Annotated in this window: 17 protein-coding genes and 1 tRNA gene; 12 read left to right on the top strand and 6 right to left on the bottom strand. The window is 38.7% G+C overall.

Going from position 1 to position 25,276, the window contains the following annotated elements; translation table 11 throughout:
• The first annotated feature begins 164 nt into the window (after positions 1-164).
• From PVV64_RS05345 to PVV64_RS05360, 3 genes are all read left to right on the top strand, one after another.
• Positions 165-827, top strand: coding sequence for a lysozyme (locus PVV64_RS05345; protein ID WP_273760101.1), 663 nt, complete (start codon positions 165-167; stop codon positions 825-827).
• On the top strand, positions 824-1,051 hold the full coding sequence (locus PVV64_RS05350; protein WP_273760102.1) for a hypothetical protein: 228 nt from the start codon (positions 824-826) through the stop codon (positions 1,049-1,051). The genes PVV64_RS05345 and PVV64_RS05350 overlap by 4 nt, the downstream gene beginning before the upstream one ends.
• 116 nt (positions 1,052-1,167) lie before the next feature.
• Positions 1,168-1,395 (top strand): hypothetical protein, encoded by a 228-nt coding sequence (locus PVV64_RS05360; RefSeq protein WP_273760104.1) that lies wholly within the window; start codon positions 1,168-1,170, stop codon positions 1,393-1,395.
• Between the two features lie 151 nt (positions 1,396-1,546).
• On the opposite strand, the gene PVV64_RS05365 is transcribed toward PVV64_RS05360, so the two are convergent.
• Positions 1,547-1,621 (bottom strand) — tRNA-Glu (locus PVV64_RS05365).
• A 1,086-nt stretch (positions 1,622-2,707) separates the two neighbouring features.
• Between PVV64_RS05365 and PVV64_RS05370 the strand changes: the two genes are divergently transcribed.
• A complete protein-coding gene (locus tag PVV64_RS05370; RefSeq protein ID WP_273760105.1) occupies positions 2,708-4,018 on the top strand; it encodes a homoserine dehydrogenase in 1,311 nt (436 codons plus the stop codon).
• Positions 4,019-4,172: 154 nt separating this feature from the next.
• Positions 4,173-5,159 carry a class II fructose-bisphosphatase gene (gene glpX / locus PVV64_RS05375; RefSeq protein ID WP_273760106.1) on the top strand — a complete coding sequence of 329 codons (987 nt, stop codon included), beginning with the start codon at positions 4,173-4,175 and terminating at the stop codon, positions 5,157-5,159.
• Positions 5,160-5,282: 123 nt separating this feature from the next.
• Here the strand turns inward: glpX and PVV64_RS05380 are convergent, their stop codons facing one another.
• Positions 5,283-6,392 (bottom strand): branched-chain amino acid aminotransferase, encoded by a 1,110-nt coding sequence (locus PVV64_RS05380; RefSeq protein ID WP_273760107.1) that lies wholly within the window; start codon positions 6,390-6,392, stop codon positions 5,283-5,285.
• A gap of 297 nt (positions 6,393-6,689) precedes the next feature.
• Here PVV64_RS05380 and PVV64_RS05385 point away from each other — a divergent pair, with 297 nt between their 5' ends.
• Positions 6,690-6,992: a hypothetical protein gene (locus PVV64_RS05385; protein WP_273760108.1), complete on the top strand. Its 303-nt coding sequence runs from the start codon at positions 6,690-6,692 to the stop codon at positions 6,990-6,992.
• A 153-nt stretch (positions 6,993-7,145) separates the two neighbouring features.
• Here the strand turns inward: PVV64_RS05385 and PVV64_RS05390 are convergent, their stop codons facing one another.
• From PVV64_RS05390 to PVV64_RS05400, 3 genes are all read right to left on the bottom strand, one after another.
• Positions 7,146-9,665 (bottom strand): SPOR domain-containing protein, encoded by a 2,520-nt coding sequence (locus PVV64_RS05390; RefSeq protein ID WP_273760109.1) that lies wholly within the window; start codon positions 9,663-9,665, stop codon positions 7,146-7,148.
• A 146-nt stretch (positions 9,666-9,811) separates the two neighbouring features.
• A complete protein-coding gene (gene argS / locus PVV64_RS05395; protein ID WP_273760110.1) occupies positions 9,812-11,569 on the bottom strand; it encodes an arginine--tRNA ligase in 1,758 nt (585 codons plus the stop codon).
• Between the two features lie 31 nt (positions 11,570-11,600).
• Positions 11,601-12,797 (bottom strand): deoxyguanosinetriphosphate triphosphohydrolase, encoded by a 1,197-nt coding sequence (locus PVV64_RS05400; RefSeq protein ID WP_273760111.1) that lies wholly within the window; start codon positions 12,795-12,797, stop codon positions 11,601-11,603.
• Between the two features lie 100 nt (positions 12,798-12,897).
• Between PVV64_RS05400 and PVV64_RS05405 the strand changes: the two genes are divergently transcribed.
• The 5 genes from PVV64_RS05405 (at position 12,898) to glmS (ending at position 18,453) form a co-directional block, all read left to right on the top strand.
• Complete coding sequence (locus tag PVV64_RS05405) at positions 12,898-13,221, top strand: iron-sulfur cluster assembly accessory protein (RefSeq protein ID WP_273760112.1); 324 nt, start codon at positions 12,898-12,900, stop codon at positions 13,219-13,221.
• 61 nt (positions 13,222-13,282) lie between these two features.
• A complete protein-coding gene (locus PVV64_RS05410; RefSeq protein WP_273760173.1) occupies positions 13,283-14,260 on the top strand; it encodes a carboxypeptidase regulatory-like domain-containing protein in 978 nt (325 codons plus the stop codon).
• Positions 14,261-14,305: 45 nt separating this feature from the next.
• On the top strand, positions 14,306-15,094 hold the full coding sequence (locus tag PVV64_RS05415) for a cytochrome c biogenesis CcdA family protein (protein ID WP_273760113.1): 789 nt from the start codon (positions 14,306-14,308) through the stop codon (positions 15,092-15,094).
• Between the two features lie 14 nt (positions 15,095-15,108).
• Positions 15,109-16,458, top strand: coding sequence for a bifunctional UDP-N-acetylglucosamine diphosphorylase/glucosamine-1-phosphate N-acetyltransferase GlmU (glmU, locus tag PVV64_RS05420; protein ID WP_273760114.1), 1,350 nt, complete (start codon positions 15,109-15,111; stop codon positions 16,456-16,458).
• 171 nt (positions 16,459-16,629) lie between these two features.
• Positions 16,630-18,453: a glutamine--fructose-6-phosphate transaminase (isomerizing) gene (gene glmS, locus PVV64_RS05425; protein ID WP_273760115.1), complete on the top strand. Its 1,824-nt coding sequence runs from the start codon at positions 16,630-16,632 to the stop codon at positions 18,451-18,453.
• Positions 18,454-19,274: 821 nt separating this feature from the next.
• On the opposite strand, the gene recG is transcribed toward glmS, so the two are convergent.
• The gene (gene recG, locus PVV64_RS05430; RefSeq protein WP_273760116.1) at positions 19,275-21,383 is read right to left on the bottom strand and encodes an ATP-dependent DNA helicase RecG; all 2,109 of its coding nucleotides are present in this window, start codon (positions 21,381-21,383) and stop codon (positions 19,275-19,277) included.
• A 399-nt stretch (positions 21,384-21,782) separates the two neighbouring features.
• Here recG and dnaE point away from each other — a divergent pair, with 399 nt between their 5' ends.
• A complete protein-coding gene (gene dnaE / locus PVV64_RS05435) occupies positions 21,783-25,271 on the top strand; it encodes a DNA polymerase III subunit alpha (RefSeq protein ID WP_273760117.1) in 3,489 nt (1,162 codons plus the stop codon).
• Positions 25,272-25,276 lie beyond the last annotated feature (5 nt).

Here is a 25,276-nt window from a genome sequence, read left to right on the forward strand (position 1 = left end):
GAATTACAGGAAAGTGAATATGCCCCTCTCTATAGACTTGGCTTTAGAGTTGAAGAAGTTGAGCAATTGATCAGAGAGAATAAAGAGTGAAGAGCTTATAGAATAATTGAAAAACCACTTTATCGAGCCCCGCTTATGTGGGGCTTTTTTTTATGGAGGAACAGATGAGAAGGATCTCACAAGAAGGATTAGAGCTGATTAAACAATGGGAAGGCTTGCGATTAGAAGCGTATAAGGATACGGCGTGCATCTGGACGATAGGTTACGGTCATACCAGCCATGCGGGCAAACCTTTGGTCCACAAGGGCATGCGTATTACAAAAGAGCAAGCGGAAGAAATCCTTTGTGAGGACTTAAAGCAATTTGAGAAGTCGGTAGACCAATCGGTGACGGTTACCTTAACAGATAGCCAATTTGCGGCATTGGTGTCGTTTTGTTATAATGTAGGCACAAAAGCTTTTTGCCAATCGACATTATTGAAAAAGCTTAATCAAGGGGATTACGAATCGGTTCCGGTGGAATTACAGAAATGGAATAAGGTAGGAGGCAAACGTCTTAAAGGATTAGCTAACCGTAGAGCCGCTGAATCAGGGTTATGGGCAAAGGGCTCTTATGTTTGTTCCAATTACCAAACAGTGGAAACCAAGAATAGAGCAGGTCTTTTCCAATTAGAGGCGCTTGCCCCGATTATAGGCTCTTGTTCTGGGTTTGGAGGACTTTTGGTTGGCAATGGACCAGTGCAATGGGCATTGGCAGGGATAATGGTTTTAGCGGCGCTCACAGGTGTTGTGATTGTAGCCAAGCGGTTTAAGGAACAGCGCTTGTGATTTATTGGGTGAAAAGAAATCTGTCTCTTCTGTTAACGGCTATAGCCGTTTTTTTTATCGCTTTGGCGAAAGCCTTTCATGTTGGCAAGCAAAGCGAGCGGCATAAGCAGGTAGAGACAGCCTTAAAGAGAGCGAGAACACGTCTTGAGGTTGAAAATGAAGTTAATCAAAAAAGTGATTCTAGTGTGCGTGCTGCTCTGTCTCGTTGGGTGCGCAGCAAATAGATCTGTTTCTTGTGTTGGTTGGTTGCCCATTTATTTGGATAAACAAGATGTTCAGGTCATCAGTTCCAACCTAGCAAGAGATATATTGAAACATAATCAACAGGGAGCGCAGGAATGTGGTTGGAAAGATGTCCAAGAAAGAAGATAACACCAAACAACTGACAGAAACGGAACAACAGCTCCTTCATGAGATGATAGAGACGTATCAAGGCATAAAGATGATGTCACGTATTATGAAGTGGATTGCCCTTATTGTCTTCATGTTTGTAATCGATTTAGCTCGTTTTATGGAGGCGCTAGAAAATAGTCTCTCACACGTGAAAAAATGGCTCACGAAGAGTTAGAGAAATAGCAAAAAAAGACCTCGGAAAGAAGTTCTGATTCGCAATAATTGAGAGGTATATTGAGAATCCTATTCCCTTACTTTTATTCGGGTATCCCTTACCTCTTAAAACATATGAGAAATCAATATGTTATTTAAGAGAAAAAGAAGTATGGTACGCCCAAGGGGAATCGAACCCCTGTTTCCGCCGTGAAAGGGCGGCGTCCTGACCGCTAGACGATGGGCGCAAACCAATGAAGAGGCTTATAGAGAGGATCTTTTTAATTCGCAAGCCCTCTGCGTGATTTTTTTGAAAAAAACATATTTTATGAGATTATTTTTCGCTATGCTTCTCTGAAAAGTGGAATAAATAATCATTTTTCTCTGTTTACTTTATGCAGTTAAATGAGGAGATTTTTGGAAGAGAATAAAAGTTTAACACTTCTTGCTCTTTCCTATATTTAAAATCTTTTTGTTTGAAGGTTTCTGTACATGGAGAAATTAATTTAATTAGGCGTGGACATCATTCGGCAATATTTGAGGATCGCGTTATATATAAGCCAAGCTTATGGTTCCTGTTTTGAGATAAGATTTATTAAGACGTTTGAATGTAGGAACAGACGTTTAAATTATATGACGCTAGCAGGGTATGTAGTCTTCACTTCTATTTTATTATATTCATCTTTTTCATTTTTCAAAACTTGAGTGTTTTTCACTGGGCATTACTTGTCTTTGGATTTTTTGCTTTGTTTATTAGTTTAGTTTTTATGAATAAAGTTTTGTTTTTTAAAATAGAACTGTTTTTTGATATAATTTGTTGATAAAATCTGCATCTATAGATTTAACAGTTCCCATTGAGAATGTTTGCAATAGTCTACATGGAATATATTAAAAAATGTTAGACTAGCGGATATGTTTTTCTATTGAAAATAGATGAATTATAGTTTTATGCAATGTAAAATCCTGTTGAGAATATCGGATATTTCCATAAGAGTGTTTGTGAGCAATCTATAGAGAAATATATAAAGAAGGATGGGGGGCGTAGTTAAGATTTTTATGCTCTCATGGCATTTTCAATATTTAAAATAAGCATTTTATAGAGATTCTTCATTTTTGAGAAAAGATTTGAGAAAAAGAAATGTTAGTGTTTTAAGAATTTTGGTTATATGAGTGGTGCTGTTGTACGAGGGTAAAAATTGGTTTAGATAAAATGGGGGACTTCTTTAGATCATACTGGTTATAAGTGTTATTTGGATTGATTAGCAGGTTATTTAAATATTTTTTAGAGAAGATAGGGATAAGCTTTAGAGAAGATAGGGATAAGCAGTTAGATAATGAGAGAGGCTTTAAGGGTTGGTATTGCGGGGCTTGGTACTGTTGGTAGTTCAGTTATTCGAATTTTACGTGAAAAATCCAATAGTTTGGCTGACCAATGTGGACGTGCAATTAAAATTGTTGCGGTTAGTGCGCGTGATAAAAGCCGTAACCGTGGCATTGATTTGAGTGATGTAAAATGGTTTGATTCACCTGTAGAAATGGCTGCTTCTCATGAGATTGATGTTTTTGTTGAGCTCATTGGTGGCGAATTAGAGGTTGTGTATACAGCTGTTAATAAGGCGCTTGAGGCTGGGCATCACGTTGTTACTGCTAATAAAGCGCTTCTCGCCAAACACGGGGTGGCACTTGCTGTTAATGCAGAAAAGAAAGGTGTGTTCCTTCATTTTGAAGCCGCCGTTGCAGGGGGAATCCCTGTCATTAAAGCGATGAGAGAATCACTTGTTGGTAATCAAATATCGCGGATTTATGGCATTCTTAATGGTACATGCAACTATATATTAACGCGCATGTTTACAGAAGGTCTTTCATTTAAGGATTGTTTGGAAGATGCACAGAGGCTTGGTTATGCTGAAACGGATCCCACTTTCGATATTGGAGGTCATGATACTGCTCATAAGTTAGCTTTATTGACAAGTTTGGCATTTGGAACGACCGTTTCGTTAGATGATGTTTATGTTGAAGGAATTAGCAATATTTCGCAGGTTGATATCCGTGCTGCTGATGAATTGGGATATCGGATTAAGCTTTTAGGAGTTGCTTTAAAGACCGATACTGGAATTGAACAGCGTGTTCACCCCACAATGGTACCAACATCATCAATGATTGCGCAGATTCACGGTGTGACCAATGCTCTTTCTATTCAAAGTGATTTATTGGGTGAACTCTTATTTTCTGGTCCCGGTGCTGGGGGAGTGGCAACAGCATCAGCGGTTATTGGTGACTTAGCTGATATAGCGAAAACACATCCTCATTTTCAGTATGCACCTGTTTTAAGAAGTCCAGCGTTGAGCCTTGCTCCGCACAAAAAAGCGCGTATTTCTCATCATGCAGGTGGTTATTTTATTCGTTTAAATGTTCATGATCGTGCTGGGGTTTTTGCAGCGGTTGCAAAGCATATGGCTGATAATTACATTTCATTAGAGTCGATTGTTCAAAGGCCTTTTGTAGAAAGCCAGATAGTCAAAACAATTATTTTAATAACGCATGAGACAACGGAAGTGAATGTACGCAAAGCGCTTGCTGCAATTGAAAAAGATGGACATCTTGTTGCAAAATCTCAATTCATTCGTATTGAACCTATAGGATAGAACTGGTAATTTGTTTATGATGACAAATAAAGGCTGGAGTACTGTTTCTCTTGTGGAAAGTACGCATCTTTGTCAAAAGCGTTCTTCTTTATATTTAGATATTTAGTAATAAATGCTAGTATCTGTTGTATTGCTTTTTCAGTAGGAATTTTATATGCCAGCAACTCAGAAAATTTTAAATGGGCTTGATCGTATTTTAACACTTGAATTGGTACGCGTAACTGAACGTGCTGCTGTTGCTGCGGCACGCTGGCGTGGACGTGGTGATGAAAAGGCTGCTGATCAAGCTGCTGTGGATGCCATGCGTCAGGAACTTAATCAGTTGCCTATTGATGGAACAGTGGTTATTGGCGAAGGTGAACGCGATGAAGCTCCTATGTTGTATATTGGAGAGAAAGTCGGTTTACAAAATGGACTGGCGATTGATATCGCGCTTGATCCACTTGAAGGAACGACAATTTGTGCAAAAAATCTTCCTAATTCTTTAGCAGTGGTTGCCATTGCTGAAAAGGGGAACCTCCTTTATGCTCCTGATGTTTATATGAAAAAAATTGCTATTGGTCCTGGTTATCCAAAGGGGATTGTTGATATAGATGCGCATCCTGCTGATAATATTCACGCTCTTGCTAAAGCTCGGGGTGTGAGCGTTAATCAGATTACTGTTTGTATTATGGATCGTCCTCGCCATACAAAACTGATTGATGAAGTGCGCGCAACAGGTGCATCAATTCGTTTAATTGGTGATGGGGATGTTGCAGCTGTTATTGATACAACTGATTCAGAGGAAACGGGTATTGATATCTATATGGGGATTGGTGGAGCTCCAGAGGGTGTGTTAGCCGCTGCAGCCTTACGTTGTATTGGTGGACAGATGCAAGGGTGTTTGCTGCTTGATACAGACGAAAAAATCGCGCGTGCAGCCAAAATGGGGATCGATAACCCTAATAAAATTTACACAATGGAAGAAATGGTAAAGGGGGACGTGTTATTTTCTGCAACAGGTGTCACGGACGGCAATATGCTTTCTGGTGTTAAATTTACTTCTCGTTATATTCAGACAGAAACCCTTGTAATGCGTTCGCATACGGGCACCATCCGCAATATTAAAGCACAGCATAGGGATTATTCAAAGTTTGATTAACCCCTTGTTTTTGCTGTAGCTCTTCAAAAACAAAAATCATCTGTTGGGGAGGCACACTTCCATGAGCTTGCTAAGAAATAGACTCATGGGAAGTGTTGGCGGTTATGTTTAGAGATGATCTTTCTATGATGAGAGTTTGACAGAGTGTACCCAACCATTTTTATCTTCTCTATCGCCTTTTTGAAGCTCAACAAGCTGTGTGCGGAGTTGTTTTGTTATCTCACCAACCATTCCATCTCCGATAACGAATTCACCACCTTTATATTTGAAATGACCAATTGATGTAATAACGGCTGCTGTACCACAAGCAAAGGCTTCTTTAAGATGACCACTTCGTGCATCTTCTTTAAGGGATTCAAAAGAATAAGGACGTTCTTCTATCGCTAATCCCATTTGTTGAGCTAATTGTAAAATTGAATGACGTGTTATTCCTGGAAGAATAGTGCCAGTTAGTGCAGGTGTTACAAGTGTATTATCTGCCATAATAAAGCAAGCATTCATACCACCAAGCTCTTCAATCCATCTATGTTCAACCATGTCAAGGAAGAGTACTTGGCTACAATTATTTTCAGTTGCGATTTTTTGTGCAAGTAAGCTTGCTGCATAGTTCCCTCCACATTTTGCTGCACCTGTTCCTCCCAGACCAGCACGGCTATAATCTGTTTCAATCCATACGCTGACAGATCTCTCTTCTCCTTTGAAATATGATTCAACCGGAGATGCTACGATACAGAAAAGATATTCTTCAGAAGGGCGAACGCCCAAAAAGTTTTCATTGCCAAACATAAATGGACGTATGTAGAGGCTAGCATTTGGACTTCCAGAAACCCATTTTTGATCAATTCTTACCAATTTATGAACAGCTTCTAAAAAAATGTCCTCTGGCAACTCAGGCATAGCTAAGCGTTTTGCTGATTCTATGAAGCGTTGTGCATTGGCGTCAGGGCGAAACAATAAAATACGCCCGTCTTTTGCGCGATATGCTTTTAAACCTTCAAAAATTTCTTGCGCATAATGCAAAACAGCACTTGCTGGGCTAATCTCTAAAGGCTTGTATGGAGAAATAACAGCGTTATGCCAACCTTTGGTTTTAGTCCATTGGATGGTACATATGTGATCTGTAAAAAACTGCCCAAAACCAGGATCTTGAAGAATACGCTCACGTTTTTCATCTGAGAAAGGTGATGGATGTTGTTCTATTTTAAACGGAATTGATGATGCAGGAGAGCTCATAAGTAAAACCTTTTGCGATGTGCTTTATTTCTAGATATTTTATATTATAAAAAATAAAGGAATTCTTTTAATGGAGCACTTTATTATTAGCAAATTAGTTGTGTCAATGCTTTATTATAAATTAAAAGAAGGGTTATTGAGAGATGCTTTGTTGCTGTTTTTGTGTCTTCCTTCTGAATTTTATCAAATCATCAGGAACCTTTATACATATTGGTCGTTTCCTAAAAAGTGTCTAATAATTTCATATATGTATATCTTATAACTTGAAGGTAGGGGAGTTTAGAAAAGGAATTTACTATGATTGATAGAAATTACCACACATACGAGGAACGTCTTTCTGAAGAACAGAAAGAGCGTGAGCAGCGTAATGCAATTGGTAAAGGTATCCTTGCCATTCTTTTAGCGCTTTTTTTACTCTGGCTTATTTTCGGTTTTTTAGGATCTTTTTTTGAAAGGTCTCCTGAACATGTATCTCACTATAATACGACGGAATCAAGCCAAACAATAACAACTCCGAAAAAAGATTTAAATCCAACATCTCCAGTACCTTATACCTATAAGGATCAGGGATTGCCTTTATCTCATGAACAAACCCCTTGAGAGGGGACAAATCCAACATGGGGTAAAGAGTAATATGATCTACAATCTATGGAAAAAGGGATCAGATAGATTTTAACTCCTAAAGTTGGCGATAAAGTAATTGCTCTAAGCATCAATAATGCAACGGTTTTCAATGCCGTTGCATTCTTCTCTTTAGCGTGTGATGAAGCAACTTCCTCCATAACTTTTGATATTTTCACAAAGGCTTATGGCATCATTCCGGTTTTGCGTTTGAATTCGAACACGATAATAGGTTCCTTTTCCTGGTATGAGAGCAGATTGAATATTTAGAGGACGAGTACCGATAAGGGATCCAAATCTCGATTTCATTTTTTTCAGTGAATCCCTAGCGAGTTCATGGGTTGGTTGGGATGCAAGTTGTACGTAATAATTTTCTGCATTTTGTATGCCTATTTTGTTTGAGAGCGTTGGATGAGAAGAATCATGTGTATTTTTTTCTGCATGTGAAGGCACCGGTATAAACTTTTCTTCAATATCAGAATGAGAAGTATTTTCCGCTATTATTGCATCGATATCACCCATCAGCTTCTCTTCTGTCTCTTTGTGCTTTATATCGGATTCGTGCGAAGCAATAGGAGACGAATCTTGAAATTTCTCTTCCGTTATTTGATCATTCGTTTCTTTTGTATCATGAGCATTTTTTCCTTCTGGGGAATTCCTTGGCGCTAATACAACTGTGCCATCTTGGTTTACAATAACAGTTTGTACTTCTCTTGTTGGAATAGTGTGATTGATGGCTTCGGTTACCGCATCATCGACATCGGATTCAGCAAAAGAAGGAGATAAAGAATCTGTCGTTTCTTGTTGGTTTACTTCTGCTAAGTCTTCAGGCTGTTCAGAATTATCAATAAGGAATTGTTGTGTATTTTCTTGCTTTTCATTTTGCTCAGTTGTTTGTTTATAAACATCTAAATTATGGCCAACATCATCCTTCGGTTCAGTTGATTCTTGTTTGAATTTGAAAGGTGTATTGTCAGCATGGATAATAGGGGTCTCTTCATTTTTTTGTGATGGCGTAAAAAAATGAGAATAACCAACAAAACCAATGGCTATTAAAATAAGAAGAAGAGCACTTTTGATAAGAGTTTTCCCAACAATAAAACTTTTTATAGGAGGAGGAGATGATGCATAAGTCGATGTTTCATCTCGATCTTCGTATGATGGCTTTTCAGTAAAAGAGGAAGAGTTATATTCCATATTGTCCGTGGGAAAAGAGTTGGAATTTTGATTTTGGGAATTTGTATACGCATCTTCTCTTTCTCTTGGATTTTGCATGGTTCGATGAAAAACTTCATTGAAAACTTCATTTTGTTGTTGCTGCCGCGAAAAAGTTTCCTCTGAAACACGTCCAACATTGAGAACATCAGCAAATTCTTCTTTTAAACCATCCGTCGGTATGTCATATTCTGGAGCTTCATAGGGAACTTCAGGCACCATAATTGGTCCAGTTCTTTCTACGAGTTCTTCTGCAAATTTATAAGTATCGACACCTGGAGGTGGAGTGTTTCTATGCGTATAGTTATGAGCAAAGAAACTGTCCCTTTGTCTGGTCGCAAAAGCTTCCGATGAGGAGCGTCTATCTTTTAAATTATTTTGATTATAGAAACTTTCTTTTGTATTGCTTTGCGCAGAGATATTTTCAGGGGCATTGATATATTCGGTTTGAGTATCATTATATTTTAGAGTTTTTTCAGCATAAGTTTCTTGTTGTAAGGATTCTTCTTCATAAAAATGAGGCTCATTGGTCGTATGATGCTCTTGGGGGAAGTCTTTTACATCTGAATGTTTGCTCATCTGTGTTGTATCTAAGGGTGATGAGAAATTTCTCCTTGTCTCATTTCTTCCAGTATCTTCTTTCTCTACAATAAGATGAGAAGAAGACAAGAATACGTCTGTAGAAGGGGGAAAAACATCAGGACGATATTCTTGAAGTCGATTTTTTTCATTGCTTGAAACTTTATAGGGATGTTGCACAGAAGCATCGTAGAAGTTTTGCTTGTCATCATCATTTTGTTGTATGTTTACAGTATTTTTCTGATTTTCCTGTGGCGAGATTGTTGATGAAAAGCGATCAACTTGTTCGCGGTAATCCGTTGTGATTTTCTTGTTTGCATATTCATTTGCTTCATCAAGAAAAGAATCTTTTGATTGTGCACTAAAAGTACTTTTTTCAAAAGAGGTATTGCCCTTTTGAGGTGATTGATTTTTGGCGATAGGTAACGGAGAAAGTGCATCTAAAATTTGTTCTTCATCATGATCCATAGGTAAAGAGTTTTCTCTTTTAAGTAAAAAGCTCTTTCTTTCTAAAGGCTCGAAAGAAGAAGTTGATGCAATATCTAAGACTGGTTCACCGGCGGTTGTGTGTAAGTTGTGCTGCTTCTTTTGATCATCAAAGGGGAAGTCTTTCGTTAAATTATTTTCCAGTTCTGCTTCTAGGAAGGACAAATCAAAATCATCATAGGATGGAGTTTCAGAAGGGGATGGAGCTTTAGAGGAATGAGACATCGTTTGATCAGTCTGTATAGGAGAGTGATCATTTCGACTTTCGCTTTGTTTGTGCGGATTAAAAATTCGCGTAAGTCTCTCTAAAGGATCATGATGTTCATGATCTTGTTTCATTTCGTGTGGATTCTTGCGATCATTATCGCTCATAGCTTTTCTCACATGATGATCTGCATTTGCGTGCAATAAATGGTTAATTTTGATTTGTTATCTTAATTACAATTTTCCCCTCTCTATCAAAATATACGAAAAAGTTTATTAATAAAGTACTCATTTTATGTCATTATAGAACTTTTTCAACGCATTTCTATTGGGGCTTCGACTCCTATAATTGTAAGTCCTGATGATAAAATATTTATGACAGCTTGTACTAAGCCCAATCTGGCAAGCGATAGTTCCTTATCATCAGGCTGAATAAAGCGTAAATTCAGATTATCACTTCCTTTATTCCAATGGGTATGAAAGCTGGAAGCCAGATCATAGAGGTAAAATGCCAATCGATGAGGTTCTTTATGAATGACTGACTGTTCAATGATACGTGGATATTCAGACAATTTGCGTATTAAGGATATTTCATTATCGTCTGTTAATCGGTTCAGGTGCGTGATTATTGTATCATTTGGAAGATTTTCAATATGAAGAATTTCTCGTGCTTGACGGAGGACTGAATGACAGCGTGCATTTGCATATTGCACGTAAAAAATAGGGTTATCTTTCGATTGTTCTGTTACTTTTGCAAAATCAAAATCAAGGGGGGCTTCACATTTGCGATAGAGCATCATAAAACGAACTGGATCGCGCCCGACTTCTTCTACAACATCACGCAGAGTGACAAATGATCCCGCTCTCTTTGACATGCGTACAGGTTGACCATTGCGAAAGAGCTTGACTAATTGGCATAAGAAAACGCTCAATTTGGCTTTATCGCCAGAAATTGCTTTTGCCATCGCTTCTAACCGCTTTACATAACCAGCGTGATCTGCTCCTAAAATATAAATCATTTCATCAAAATGACGATTGAATTTATCATGAAAATACGCAACATCCGCAGCAAAATAAGTGTAAGAACCATCAGATTTAATTAAGACACGATCTTGGTCATCTCCTACATCTGTTGAACGGAATAAAGTTTGTTCGCTTGGTTCCCAGTCTTCTACAGTTTGCCCTTTGGGTGGTGGGAGTTTGCCTTTGTAGATATAACCGTTTAAGGTGAGGTCATTAATCGTATTACGAATAGCGCGCGCATCATCTGCGTAAAGCATTCGCTCTGAGAAAAAGATATCGTGATAAATATTAAGGGCTGCTAAATCTTCGCGAATCATTGACATCATGGCATGAATGGCACGTTCTTTTATGATAGATAGAGCTTTCTCTTTTTCCATAGTAAGCAATTGGTCACTAAATTCTTGAACAAGTGCTCGTCCTAAGGGTATCAAATATTCACCAGGATAGAGACCTTCTGGAATTTCATTGATTTTTTCTCCAAGAGCCTCGCGATAACGCAAGAGTACAGAGTGAGCGAGTATTTCGATTTGTTGACCGGCATCATTTATATAATATTCTTTTGTAATGTCATAGCCGGCAAATTGCAGCAAATTGGAAAGAACATCTCCTACTACAGCACCTCGGCAATGTCCCACATGCATTGGTCCCGTTGGATTTGCTGATACATATTCAACATTGATACGTTTTCCTTGCCCCATGGAGATACGACCATAGGAAAGACCTAATTCAAGCATCGATTTTATAATATCTTGCCAAAATGATTTGGTCAGCTTTATATTAATAAAACCAGGACCGGCAACATCAATATGCTCAATAGAGGGGTCAGTTCTAAGAAGATTGATAATTTTTTCCGCAAGTGTTCGAGGATTTAATCCAATAGACTTGGCAAGCACCATAGCCGCATTGGTTGATAAATGACCATGGGAAGAATCGCGTGGAGGGTCAACAGTGATTTTTGATAAATCTAAACCTTCACCATTTTTTCCTTTTATATCAGATGACTCAAGTGATTTTTTAATTTTTTTCTCGAAGTTTTTAAAGAGATTCATATTCAACTTCCATCATGGTATTCAAAAGCAGTTAAATGAAATTATCTGTATAGTCAAATAAACGGTGATATTCACGTAGAGCATAGGGATCGGTCATCCCTGACAAAAAGTCCGCAATATGACGTGCTAACTCATGATTCGTTAAGTGCACTGTTTTTTTGCACCAATTTTCAGGCAGGTTCTCTGGTTTTTTATAATAATAGTCGAATAATTTTTGGACAATGCATTTTGCTGCGTTACGACGACTAAGAACTTGATCATGGTAATAAAGATTTTTAAACAGGAAATCTTTGAGTTCTTTTTCATAAATGGCCATTGTGGGGGAAAAGGTAACAATGGTTTGTTTTGCGTGGTGAACATCATTGCTGCTTGTGGGTTTGATTTGTGCTAGTTTTTTTTGTGATTGTTTTATGACATCTTCAACCATGATCGTTATCTGTCTTCGTACTAGTGCGTAACCACGACGAGTTTGATCGAGTTGTGGATGTTCGTCTGTAATATCCTGTAATAATTTTGCTGTTAGTGAAACTTGTTCGAACTGATCAAGTGTTAAAAATTGTGAACGGAGTCCATCATCAATATCATGCGCATTATAAGCAATATCATCAGCAATAGCAGCACATTGTGCTTCTAGTCCCGCAAAACAGTCAAGCTCAAGATCTTGCTTTGCATTGTATTGTAGAATATCAATAGGAATTTCTTTTTGGTTTGCATAAGGACCTAAAAGGGGACCGTTATGTTTTACAAGTCCTTCGAGCGTTTCCCATGTGAGGTTTAATCCATCAAAATTTGCGTAGCGTTGTTCTAGCTTTGTGACAATGCGTAACGCTTGTGCATTATGGTCAAAGCCACCATAAGGTGCCATTGCTTCATTGAGGGCATCTTCTCCTGCATGACCAAAAGGCGTATGCCCAAAGTCGTGAACAAGAGCAATGGCTTCGGCAAGGTCTTCATCAAGACAAAGGGCACGGGCTAATGTTCGTGCAATTTGAGAAACCTCTATTGAATGCGTCAGCCGTGTACGATAATGATCACTTTCATCAGCGATAAACACTTGTGTTTTGTGTTTGAGGCGTCGAAATGCATTAGAATGAATAATACGATCTCTATCTCGTTGAAACGGTGAGCGTAGGGTATTTGTAGTTTCGTAAAATAATCTCCCACGGCTTGTGTGCGGATTGGTACTGTAGACCGCTCGAGCTTGGGAATTAATATTACTTATATCCATTGCAAGCTGTCCATTCTCATCTTAAAATTGAGGTTGGTTTATTAACTTCTTTTTAGTTAACAATACTCTTTCTTGATAGTTTAATGCAAGGATATACAGAATGCGTGTGAATATTTCAGATGTTGCTGCCAAGCAAATTGCTCAGATACTTTTGAGTGAACCCGATAAAATAGGATTACGTATTTCCGTTGAAGGCGGTGGGTGTTCCGGTTTTTCTTATAAATATAGTTTGGTTTCTGAAATGTGTGAGAATGATCTCGTTCTGAAAAAAGATGGGGCAATTGTCTTTATTGATTCATTATCCCTTCCCTTCATGGAAGGGGCTGAAATTGATTTTGTTGACGATCTTATGGGACAGTCTTTTCAAATTCACAATCCTAATGCTGTTTCATCGTGTGGGTGTGGTGTGAGTTTTTCAATTTGAGAGTGATGACTTTGTGATATTGTTTCTTGAAAAAATGAACAGTTTGGTCAACAATATAAAAATGGGTGTTTTTACGAAAAGATTGAGCCGGTGGTTGTGCGTGGTGTTTGGTGTATTGATTTGGAGCCATAGCGCCTTTTCTGAAGAAGGGAAAGATTACCAACAGACACAATTAAAAAGCTTTATGATAACATCTCCAGATCATGAAGCAGATTATGAAAAAGAGAATAAAGAGAATTTTGTTGCTCAAAGCCAGCTTATTTTGCATGCTCGATTAAAAAATAAGAAGGAAGATATTGTAAAAGGGCTCATATGGCGGGTTTATGCACCCATCTTAGGGATTGATAATAAATTACCACTCATTGCAACTTATGAGGGGGGGAGTGCCCATTTTGATTTAGAACCAGGAAGCTATCTTGTTCATCTCTCATTTGGTCATGCGAGTGCAGTACAGCATATAGATTTAGAAAGTGGACAAAATCTTGTAAAGAATTTTATCCTTGATGCTGGTGGCATTATTTTAAATGCTACATTGCTCAATGGTATCATCAATGAAAAGGAATTGCGTTTTACTCTTTATGAGGATGAAAAAGAAAATGATGAAACTGGCGTTATTTTATCAAATATTAGTGCTCAATCAATTGTGCGTTTGAAAGCTGGCCGTTATCATGTTGCTTCCCATTATGGTTCTATTAATGCTACTGCTCGTTCTGATGTCCAAGTAGATACAGGGAAAATTACAGAAGTCACTCTTGAACATCAAGCTGCTCAAATTATCTTAAAGTTGGTACGGCAAGAAGGAGGCGAAGCGCTTGCAGATACAAGTTGGTCTATTACCAATGATTCTGGCGATATTGTTTATGAGACGGTTGGCGCTTATGTTTCACTCGTATTAGCTGAGGGTGAGTATATTGCGATTGCTAAAAATCAGGATAAAATTTACCAGAAAGTTTTTTCTGTTGTTTCTGGCCATGATGCGGAAATAAATGTGGTAGCAAATGCACAAAATATGCAACGAATCGATGAGGAAGTGGATTAAGAGCAGTTTATCGCATAAAGGATAATGAGAGATGGGTGGAGGGTTTTGGTGGTAGAAATTTCAACAGTTGGTGTTTTTTTTGCAGGTGCATTGTCTTTTTTATCACCCTGTGTTTTGCCATTAGTTCCCCCTTATTTATGCTATATGGCAGGGATTGGTATTGATGATTTTCGTTCAGAAAAACATCAGGGGAAGACGTTTATACGATGGGGGCTTCTATCTTCTGTTATTGCTTTTGTGCTTGGTTTTACAACGGTTTTTATTGCTTTGGGTGCTAGTGCAAGCACAATTGGTAAGTTTATCGGTTATTACCGAGATTGGTTTGCAATTGCTGCTGGAATTATCATCATCATTTTTGGTTTAAATTTTTTGGGTCTTTTCAAGATTGCTGTTTTATTTCGTGAAGCACGTTTTCAAACACGAGGAATGCCTGCTGGTCCTTTAGGGGCTTATGTTATTGGTTTAGCTTTTGCATTTGGTTGGACACCCTGTATTGGTCCAATATTGGGACCTGTCATAACTTTGGCTGGGACAAAAGAGACTGTAGGTGAGGGAGCATTTCTTTTGGGAGTTTACGCATTAGGTCTTGGAGTACCTTTTATTTTAGCAGCTCTCTTTTCCAGCAGTTTTATGAGATTTTTAGGAGCTTTTCGTATTCATTTAGGAAAAGTTGAAAAAGTTATTGGTCTTTTTTTAGTTATGAGCGGTATTTTATTTTTAACAGGTTCTATGCAAGATCTTTCCTTCTGGCTCTTGGAACATTATCCTTCTTTGAGTTATGTTGAAGCTCTTCGTTGGGATGATATTATAAGTTTTTTTGGATTTTCTCGTTAGTTTTATGTGTTTTTATGGTTAAAAATTGTCTTTCTATTATTCTTGCAGCAGGTGAAGGGACGCGGATGAAATCGTCTCTTCCTAAAGTGTTGCATAAAATTGCTGGATTGCCTCTTATATGCCATGTCATCAAACAAATAGAAGCGGCAGGGACTTCGCAATTAGCTGTCGTTGTGGGATTTGGTGCTCAAGATGTTACGGAAATTGTTCAGTCTTTTGCAAAAAATGCAATGATTTTTGAACAAGGAGAGCGTTTGGGAACGGCTCATGCTGCTCTTTCTGCTCGCGCAGCTTTGCAGAAAGGGGTTGATGATGTGCTTATCGTTTTTGCTGATACTCCTTTGATTGAGCAAAATTCATTGCAACAAATTCGTGCACAACTTGCTGGTGGAGCAGATGTGGTTGTGGCTGGTTTTCACGCTCTAGAGCCAACGGGATATGGGCGTCTTGTTGAGAAAAATGGTAAACTTATCGCGATCGTAGAAGAAAAAGATGCCAGCGATGAAGAAAAAAAGCTCTCTTTTTGTAATGGGGGAATATTTGCTCTTCAGGGAAAGCATGCGCTTTCTCTTTTAGGCAAGGTTGGTAATAATAATGCGAAGCAAGAATATTATCTCACGGATATTGTTGCTATTGCTGCGCGTGAAGGATTAGATATTCGTGTTGTCGAAGTGCCTTTTGAAAATATTGTCGGGATTAATAACTGTTTTGAACTTTCTGAGGCTGATGCTTTGTGGCAAAAGCGTAAAGCACGTGATCTCATGTTATCTGGTGTGACAATTCTTAAACCAGAGACTGTTTATTTTTCTTATGACACAGAGATTGAACCTGGTGTTGTCATTGAGCCAAATGTTTATTTTGGGCAAGGGGTAAAAGTACAGTCTGGTGCGGTTATTCATGCCTTTAGTTATCTAGAGGGGGCGCTTGTTGGTATGAATGCGCAGATTGGGCCCTATGCACGTTTGCGTCCTGGGACAGAGTTAGCACGGTCAGTAAAGGTTGGAAATTTTTGTGAAGTCAAAAAAGCGAGAGTAGGAGAATTCTCTAAAATTAATCATTTGAGTTATGTGGGGGATGCAGAAATTGGTACATATAGCAATATCGGAGCTGGGACTATTACTTGTAATTATGATGGTGTTCATAAATATAAAACCACGATTGGTGATCATGCTTTCGTTGGATCTAATTCAGCACTTGTTGCTCCCTTAATAATAGGGAATGGTTCTTACATTGCTTCAGGAAGTGTTATCACTGAAAATGTTCCTATGAATAGTATGGCTTTTGGACGTGCACGACAAGTGACGAAAAAGGATTATGCAACGAAATTGCGTGCGCGTTTATTAGCAGATAAACAGAAAAAGTGATCGTTTTCAGTCTCTTTTCTTTGTTTTGAGATGATCTCAAATTTTGTAGGAGGCTTATTTTAGATCTTACTTTCCCTATTTTATTTATTTGAGATCTTAAAGTTTAAAATGAAGATATTTTGATTGTTTTATGAGATTATATAAATCTCAGATGTGAGTTGGAGTTTTTAAATGTGTGGGATTATCGGAATTCTTGGCAAAAGATGTGTTACATCCTCTTTAGTTGATGGTTTAAAGCGTCTTGAGTACAGAGGGTACGATTCCGCGGGGGTTGCAACAGTTCATAAGGGAAAGATTTATCGCGTACGCGCAGAAGGCAAGCTTGTTCATTTAGAAGAAAAATTAAAAAAAATATCTTTAGAAGGAAATTTAGGAATTGGCCATACGCGTTGGGCAACCCATGGAGTTGCTGTGGAGCGAAATGCGCATCCTCATGTAACAGAAAAGCTGGCGATTGTTCATAATGGCATTATTGAAAACTTTGTAGAATTGCAAAGGGAGCTTATTGAAGATGGTTATCGCTTTGAAACAGAGACAGATACGGAGGTTATTGCACATTTAATTACGCGCGCATTAAACAGTGGTCTTTCTCCACAGGAAGCCATGCGCACAAGCTGGAAAAGATTGCAAGGTGCTTTTGCACTTGCTGTTATTTTTGAGGGTGAAGATAATCTTATGATTGCTGCTCGTTCTGGACCACCACTAGCAATTGGCTATGGAAAAGATGAATTTTTTGTTGGATCGGATGCTATTGCTTTGTCACCTTTCGTCAATCGTATTAGTTATATGGAAGATGGTGATTGGGCTGTTTTGACACGAGAGGGGGTAACAATTTATGATACGGATAATCAACCGGTAAAACGTCCTATGACAACATTGTTGGAAGGAAATTTATTGGTTTCTAAGGGGAATCATCGACATTTCATGCATAAGGAAATGTTTGAACAACCTGAAGTGATCTCTCATAATTTAGCGCATTATCTTGACCTTGGAAGCCATACGGTTCGCTCATTTGAGAATGCAATTGATTGGAAAAATATTAATCGGATCGTTTTTGCAAGCTGTGGAACGGCTTATTATTCAACCTTAGTCGCGCGCTACTGGTTTGAAAAATTTGCTGCTTTAAGTGTTGATAATGATGTCGCTTCAGAGTTTCGTTATCGTGAACCCCCTCTCACTTGTGATGTATTATCGGTATTTGTTTCTCAATCTGGTGAAACAGCCGATACATTAGCTTCTTTGCGTTATTGTCGTGAACGTGATGTAAAAACCGCGACAATTGTGAATGTTGAGCAATCAACAATGGCAAGAGAAGCTGATTTTATTCTACCAACGCGCGCTGGACCAGAAATTGGTGTTGCTTCTACAAAAGCTTTTACCTGTCAGTTAACAACGCTTGCCGCAATGGCGCTTGGAGCCGCTAAGCAACGGGGATATCTCTCAGAGGAGGCGGAGCATCAGTTTGTTCAACAATTGGCAGAAATTCCGCGTATTTTAAATGAGGTTCTAAAGCTGGAGGATAAGATTGAACATATTTGTCGTGATTTAGCGCATGCAAAAGGTGTCCTGTATCTTGGGCGTGGAACTTCTTATCCTATTGCTTTAGAGGGGGCACTTAAACTGAAAGAGCTTTCTTATATTCATGCTGAAGGGTATGCTGCGGGTGAGTTAAAGCATGGACCAATTGCGTTGGTGGATGAGACAATCCCAGTGATTGTTGTTGCACCTTATGATCGGTGGTTTGAAAAGACTGTTTCTAACATGCAAGAGGTGGCAGCACGAAAAGGGCGTATTATTTTGATCACGGATAAGAGAGGGGCAGAAGCAGTTCATCTTGATACTTTATCAACAATCATTTTACCTGATATTCCAGAACTTATTACACCTATTATTTATGCTTTACCTATTCAGTTAATTGCTTACCATACAGCTGTTTTATTAGGAACAGATGTTGATCAACCGCGTAATTTAGCAAAATCTGTCACTGTTGAGTGAAAATGATTTTGTATTTTGAAGTTTTGCAGGAAGAATTTTAAGAATACAAAAGATGACTTAAGAGTGGTTATTTATTTTTTACAGAATAGAGATGATATATTGCTTCACGCTTGTGTTTCTCACGTTCTTTAATGGTGGCATGCACCTCACGTAAAACAGAGCGCCAATGTGTTGCGTATTTGTGTATTTATTAAATTTCAATGTTTTTCAGCTCATTTTTGCGACAGCGTCCGTAAATAGCATTGTGATAAAGCTGTTGAGCAACGACCATCTTTAGGCTTATGAAGGAAAAAATCGGCACCGTCATATTCTTTGTCAGCTTTCAATATAGCGACAGTTTTTGGCAGCTAAGGCGGTTCATAAAAGGACATTTTCAGTCCTTTCTTGTACAATTTTTATTCACGCGCTAGTTCCGCTTGTGATGTGTAAGAGGGGGGAATATCAATGGGTTTGAAAGGGGAAAAATGAAATATTGGGCTCTTTCATTCAATATGGGAAAACATGAATTATTATTATAAATCAGTACTTTATTCAATTAAATAAGGATATTGAATACAGAAATATTTTTGGGCATGTCAAAAGAAGGTCTAGATGTGTGAAGAGGAAAATGTAGAAAGAATATGCTATGCGCCTGTCTTCATGCGAGAATAGTAGAATCTTGGATATGGGAAAAGAGAGTTTGGTTTGTGTGACTCTATAATTTTGAGAATGCGAACAAGAGTTTTTCAGTATACTCTATGTGAGGAAGGTCGTGGGAGAACAAACTGTAGAGAAAGCTTTTGAATAAAATTTTTCATTTTGGTTGAAGGGCTTTTTTATTATTATCCTGCTCGTAAGAGACGTGTAGCATCATCTTTTCCGAAAAGATAAAGCAGTAAACGTAAGGCTTGTCCTCGCTCTGAAGACAGATGAGGATCACGTTGCAGAAATAAACGCGCATCTCTTCTGGCTAATAATAAAAGATTACTATGTACGGCAAGGTTTGCTATGTGAAATTCGGGCATACCAGATTGTCGTGTGCCTAAAAGCTCTCCTTCTCCCCTTAGCCGCCAGTCTTCTTCAGCGATTTTAAAACCATCTTCGGTACTACGTATAATATTAAGGCGTGTTGCAGCTGTTTTTGTTAAGGGATCTTTGTAGAGCAAAATACAGGAGGATTTTTTCTCTCCTCGTCCAACACGTCCACGCAATTGATGGAGTTGTGAAAGACCAAAATGTTCCGCATGTTCGATGACGATGATTGAAGCATCTGGAATATCTACGCCTACTTCAATGACGGTTGTTGCAACTAAGATATTGATATTTCCGTATTTAAAGGATGTCATGGCTGCTTCTTTTTCATCCGTTGACATTTTGCCGTGGATCATACCAACACGTGTTCCAAATCGCTCTTGGAGAATAGCAAAGCGGCTTTCAATAGAAGTAAGCTCTAGAGCTGTTGATTCTTCCACTAAAGGACAAATCCAATAGAGCTTTTCTCCTTTTTCTAATGCAACGGTAATTCGTTCTATGAGTTCATCAATACGTTTTAGAGAAAGTGTTGCTGTTGTAATGGGTTGTCGTCCCACTGGTTTTTCTGTGAGCTGTGAAATATCCATATCTCCAAAAGCTGTTAAGACGAGCGTGCGTGGAATTGGAGTAGCAGTCATGACAAGCATATCAGGTTTATGGCCTTTTGCCGTTAAAGCAAGGCGTTGATGTACACCAAAACGGTGTTGTTCATCGATAATGGCTAAAGAAAGATTATGATAGGAAACACTCTCTTGTATGAGGGCATGGGTTCCAATGATAAAAGAAGCTTGGCCTGAGTGAATAGCGTTCAAAATATTTTTGCGTAGCTTTCCTTTTTCTCGCCCTGTTAAAAGAACTGTTTGTAAACCAATCTTTTCAGCAAGAGGTGCAATTGTTGCAAAATGTTGTCTAGCGAGAACTTCCGTTGGCGACATTAAAGCTGATTGTCCTGAATTCTCAGCAATTTGTGCCATTGCCATCAGTGCTACGACGGTTTTTCCTGCGCCTACATCCCCTTGAAGTAGCCTTAACATCGGCTCTGCTGAAGCAATATCCTTTGCAATTTCATGTATCGCTTTTGTTTGTCCATTTGTCAGTTGAAAGGGAAGGGATTGCAGCAATTTTTTCGTGTAAATTCCTGTTGATGGTCGAGAGGTTCCGGAGAGAGACTTGGTTTTCAAACGCACGAGTCCAAGAGCCAGTTGACAAGCGAGCAATTCATCATAGGCAAGGCGTTTGCGTGCCGCACTTTCTAGAGCTAAATCATTGGGATCCATGGGTGTATGAATACGGCGTAAAGCAACAGAAAAAGAGCAAAAATTTTGCTGCTTTTTGATGTTTTCTTCTATCCATTCTGGTAAGAGAGGAAGAGAATCAAGGGCATGTTGTATGATATGCCTTAGTGTTTTTGCCGATAGTCCAGCGGTAGAAGGGTAAACGGGTTCTATCAAGGGAATTTGATTTGATTGTTCGCTTGCTATGATATGATTGGGATGGATCATTGAAAGTTGTCCATTAAAACGTTCCACTTTGCCTGATACAATGACTTTTTTTCCTTCCGGTAGTTGTCTTTTCAACCAAGCGGGTTGAGCATGAAAAAAGACTAAATTCATTTTTCCTGTTGGATCATGTGCCGTAACCCGATAGGGTAATCGGTTACGTCCCATTGGTGGTGGCTGATGCTGATCAATAACAATTTCGAGTGTAACGGTATTCCCTTCTTGGGCCTCAGCAATATTGGGACGCGTTCTGCGATCTATAGCGGAATAAGGCATTAATTGAAGAAGATCCATGAGGGTGGGTTCGTGTTGCGTGGGATTAATATTTAAGACTTTTGCCAATAAGCTATAGATTTTAGGTGTAACCCCAGAAAGAGTACGAATAGAATTAAAAAAGGGAGCAATAAGGCTTGGAAGCATAAGCAAATTTACCTTGCTCTTTTTGTTTTTTCTAGTGCTTTAAAAGAGCTTTTTGGGGATAAGTCATCGAAGAAAAAGAGAGTTTATTTACATTTTGAGCTTTAAGAAAAAAAGCTTCATATTTAAAGAATACATAAAATAAAAAAGTACAAAAAAGAGAGGTATTATTCAATATATTCTATCCGATTTTTTGCTTTTTCTTTTTGTCTGTTTATTAGCTGTGAATAGAGATATTTTTTTGATAAAAGCCTTTTATAAATCGCAATAGAATTGCAATATCTTACTCGTATGCAGAGGGATGAGCCTATAAATTTAAGGACGAGTAAATTAAAGTATTCTCTATTATAAGGCAGATAAGGGTATAATTTGACATTTATTTTAGAGTAGGAAACTGTGAGAGTGAAAAAAGATAAAAGTAAAATACGAGATGAAAAAAAATCTCTTCCTCGCTTTATTCATTTGAGAGTGCACTCTGCTTATTCACTTCTTGAAGGGGCTTTGAAAATTCCACAAATTATTCAACATGCCATTTCAGATCATACCCCAGCGGTTGCTATTACCGATACAAATAATTTATTTGGTGCTTTGGAATTTTCGCAATATTGTTTTTCTCATGGTATACAACCTATTATTGGTTGTCAGCTCACTGTTGATTTTGCTGATGAAGAGGATAATGCACGTTTTACTCAAGGGCGTCATCCTGCTCATTTCTGCTCTGTTGTTTTGTTAGCGGCTAGCGAGATCGGTTATGCCTATTTGGTTCGTCTTGTCAGTCGTGCTTATCTTGATAAGTGCGATACTGATCCTCCTCATATCAAAATTGATTGGTTGTCAGCGCATAGTGAAGGAATCATTGCTTTAACGGGAGGAAAGGGAGGGCCTATTAATTTCTCTTTGGCAGAAGGGAAAAAAGAACGGGCTGCTGAACGCTTAATTTCTTTAAAAAAAATCTTTGCTGATCGTCTGTATGTAGAATTACAGCGACATGGCTCTTTTGATCAACAAGTAGAAGCTGCGCTTATTGAGTTGGCGTATCAATATGAAATTCCTCTTGTTGCAACCAACGAAGCTTTTTTTCTGAATCAAGAAGGCTATGAAGCCCATGATGCACTGATGGCAGTGGCAGAAGGACAAATTGTCTCTAATCCAGAGCGTAAACGTGTGACACCAGATCATTATTTGAAATCACAAGATGAAATGGTGGCACTGTTTTCTGATCTTCCAGAAGCTCTGGAGAACAGTGTTGAAATTGCCTTGCGTTGCCATATCGCTACCCCAGTTCGAAAACCCATTTTGCCTCGTTTTATAGAAAAGTCTGTTGATTCAAACTGTACTTTAGAAGTAGAAGATAGTGAATTGTTAAATCAAGCTAAAGCTGGTTTGAAAATGCGCCTTGAGACAATTGGACTGGCTGAAGGATATACTGTTACAGATTATGAAGAGCGGCTTGATTATGAAGTGTCCATTATTACACGTATGCAATTTTCAGGCTACTTTCTTATCGTTTCAGATTTTATAAAATGGGCAAAAGCCCATGATATTCCTGTTGGTCCAGGGCGTGGTTCTGGTGCTGGTTCACTGGTTGCTTATGCGTTGACTATTACTGATGTTGATCCATTGCGTTTTTCTCTTCTCTTTGAACGTTTTCTTAATCCTGATCGTGTGTCGATGCCGGATTTTGATATCGATTTTTGTCAAGAGCGTCGCGAAGAGGTGATTCAGTATGTTCAAAAAAAATATGGTCGTGATCAAGTTGCGCAAATCATTACCTTTGGTAAATTGCAAGCACGTGCGGTATTGCGTGATGTTGGGCGTGTTTTAGAAGTACCTTATCGGCAGGTGGATTATCTTACAAAACTCGTTCCTGCTACACCTGGAAGTCAGGTTGAATTGGCTGATGCTATTAAGGATGAACCTAAATTTGAGGAAGAAAAGAAAAAAGATCCCCTCATAGGGCGTACATTAGATATTGCGCTTCAGTTGGAGGGGCTTTATCGTCATGCATCAACCCATGCTGCAGGGATTGTTATCGGTGATCGACCGCTTTCAGAACTTATTCCGATGTATCGTGATCCTCGTTCCGATATGCCTGTGACACAATTTAACATGAAATATGTTGAACAGGCAGGGCTCGTCAAATTTGATTTCCTTGGCTTAAAAACCCTTACTGTTTTGAAAATGGCGGCAGATTTTGTTGCACGAAAGGGGAGCAAAATAGATTTGTCGAATATCCCTCTCAATGATGAAGCGACTTATGCTATGATGGCACGTGGTGAAACGGTTGGCGTGTTTCAAGTGGAAAGTGCTGGTATGCGTAAAGCACTCATCGGAATGAGGCCTGATCGGATTGAAGATATTATTGCTCTTGTAGCGCTTTATCGTCCTGGTCCAATGGAGAATATTCCAACCTATAATGCACGAAAACACGGGGAAGAGGAAATTGCTTCCATTCATCCTAAAATAGATCATCTCATTAAAGAGACACAAGGTGTTATAGTCTATCAGGAACAGGTGATGCAGATTGCTCAGGTGCTTGCTGGTTATTCGCTTGGGGAAGCGGATTTATTACGTCGTGCTATGGGTAAAAAAATTCATAAAGAAATGCAACAACAGCGGACGCGCTTTGTGAATGGAGCTGTTGCTGGTGGTGTTGATAAAGATCAGGCTGATATTATTTTTGATCTTTTAGCAAAATTTGCCGATTACGGTTTTAATAAGTCGCACGCTGCTGCTTATGCAATCGTTTCTTATCAGACAGCTTATATGAAAGCACATCATCCCGTTGAATTTTTAGCCGCTTCAATGACATATGATATGACAAATACGGATAAGTTAAATGATTTTCGCCGTGAAGCATTAAGGTTGGGTATTAAAGTTATTGCACCTTGTGTGCAAACGTCACATCGTATTTTTGAAGTTGGTGATAACTGTATTTATTATTCTCTTGCTGCCATTAAAGGTGTAGGCGAAGCGGTTGTTGATCATATTGTTGCTTGTCGGGGAAATAAACCTTTTAAGGATTTGGAAGATTTTTGCGAGCGTATTGATCCGCGTATTGTTAATAAGCGTGCGATGGAAAGCTTGATTTGTGCTGGCGCTTTTGATTGCTTTCATATTGCACGGGAGGTTTTATTGGCAAGTCTTGGGACACTTCATGCACGTGCGCTTCGTATTCTCGAAAACAATTCTAGTGGACAGATTGATATATTTGGCATTTTGGGTGGATTAAAAGAGCCGTTGATTTTATCGCAAACCTCTCCTTGGTTACCAGATGAAAAACTTCATCGAGAATTTCAAGCAATAGGTTTTTACTTTTCTGCGCATCCTCTAGATGAGTATCAAGCTATTCTTGCTAAAAAACGCGTTCAAACTTGGCTTCATTTTGCTAATGCCGTAAAAGGGGGAGCAACTGCTGCTAGACTTGCTGGAACTGTCGTAGCAAAACAAGTGCGTAAAACAAAGTCTGGTAAAAAAATGGGGATTATTCATTTTTCTGATACGAGTGGACAGTACGAAGCAGTTCTCTTTTCTGAAGCACTTGCGGATTATGAAGAAATACTAGAGCCTGGAAAATCTTTTATCATTACAGTGAGTGCGGAAAATCGCTCTGAAGGTGTGAGTTTGCGCCTTGAGACCGTCCAATCTTTGGAAAAGGAAGCATTGCAGAATCATAAAATGCTGCGTCTCTTTATAAAGACCGTTGATATGCTTGCGCAAATTGAGCAGAATTTAAATCCTCAGGGGAATGGAGAAGTTGGGCTTGTTCTTATTCAAGACGATGGATTACGGGAGGTCGAAATTACGCTCCCCAAACGATACAAAGTTAATTCACATATAGCAAGCGCTATGAAATTAATTCCAGGAGTTATTGCTGTGGAGTTAACTTAAATCAA

Source organism: Bartonella sp. ML70XJBT.G, assembly GCF_028618575.1.
In the GTDB taxonomy this organism is placed as follows: Bacteria; Pseudomonadota; Alphaproteobacteria; order Rhizobiales; family Rhizobiaceae; genus Bartonella.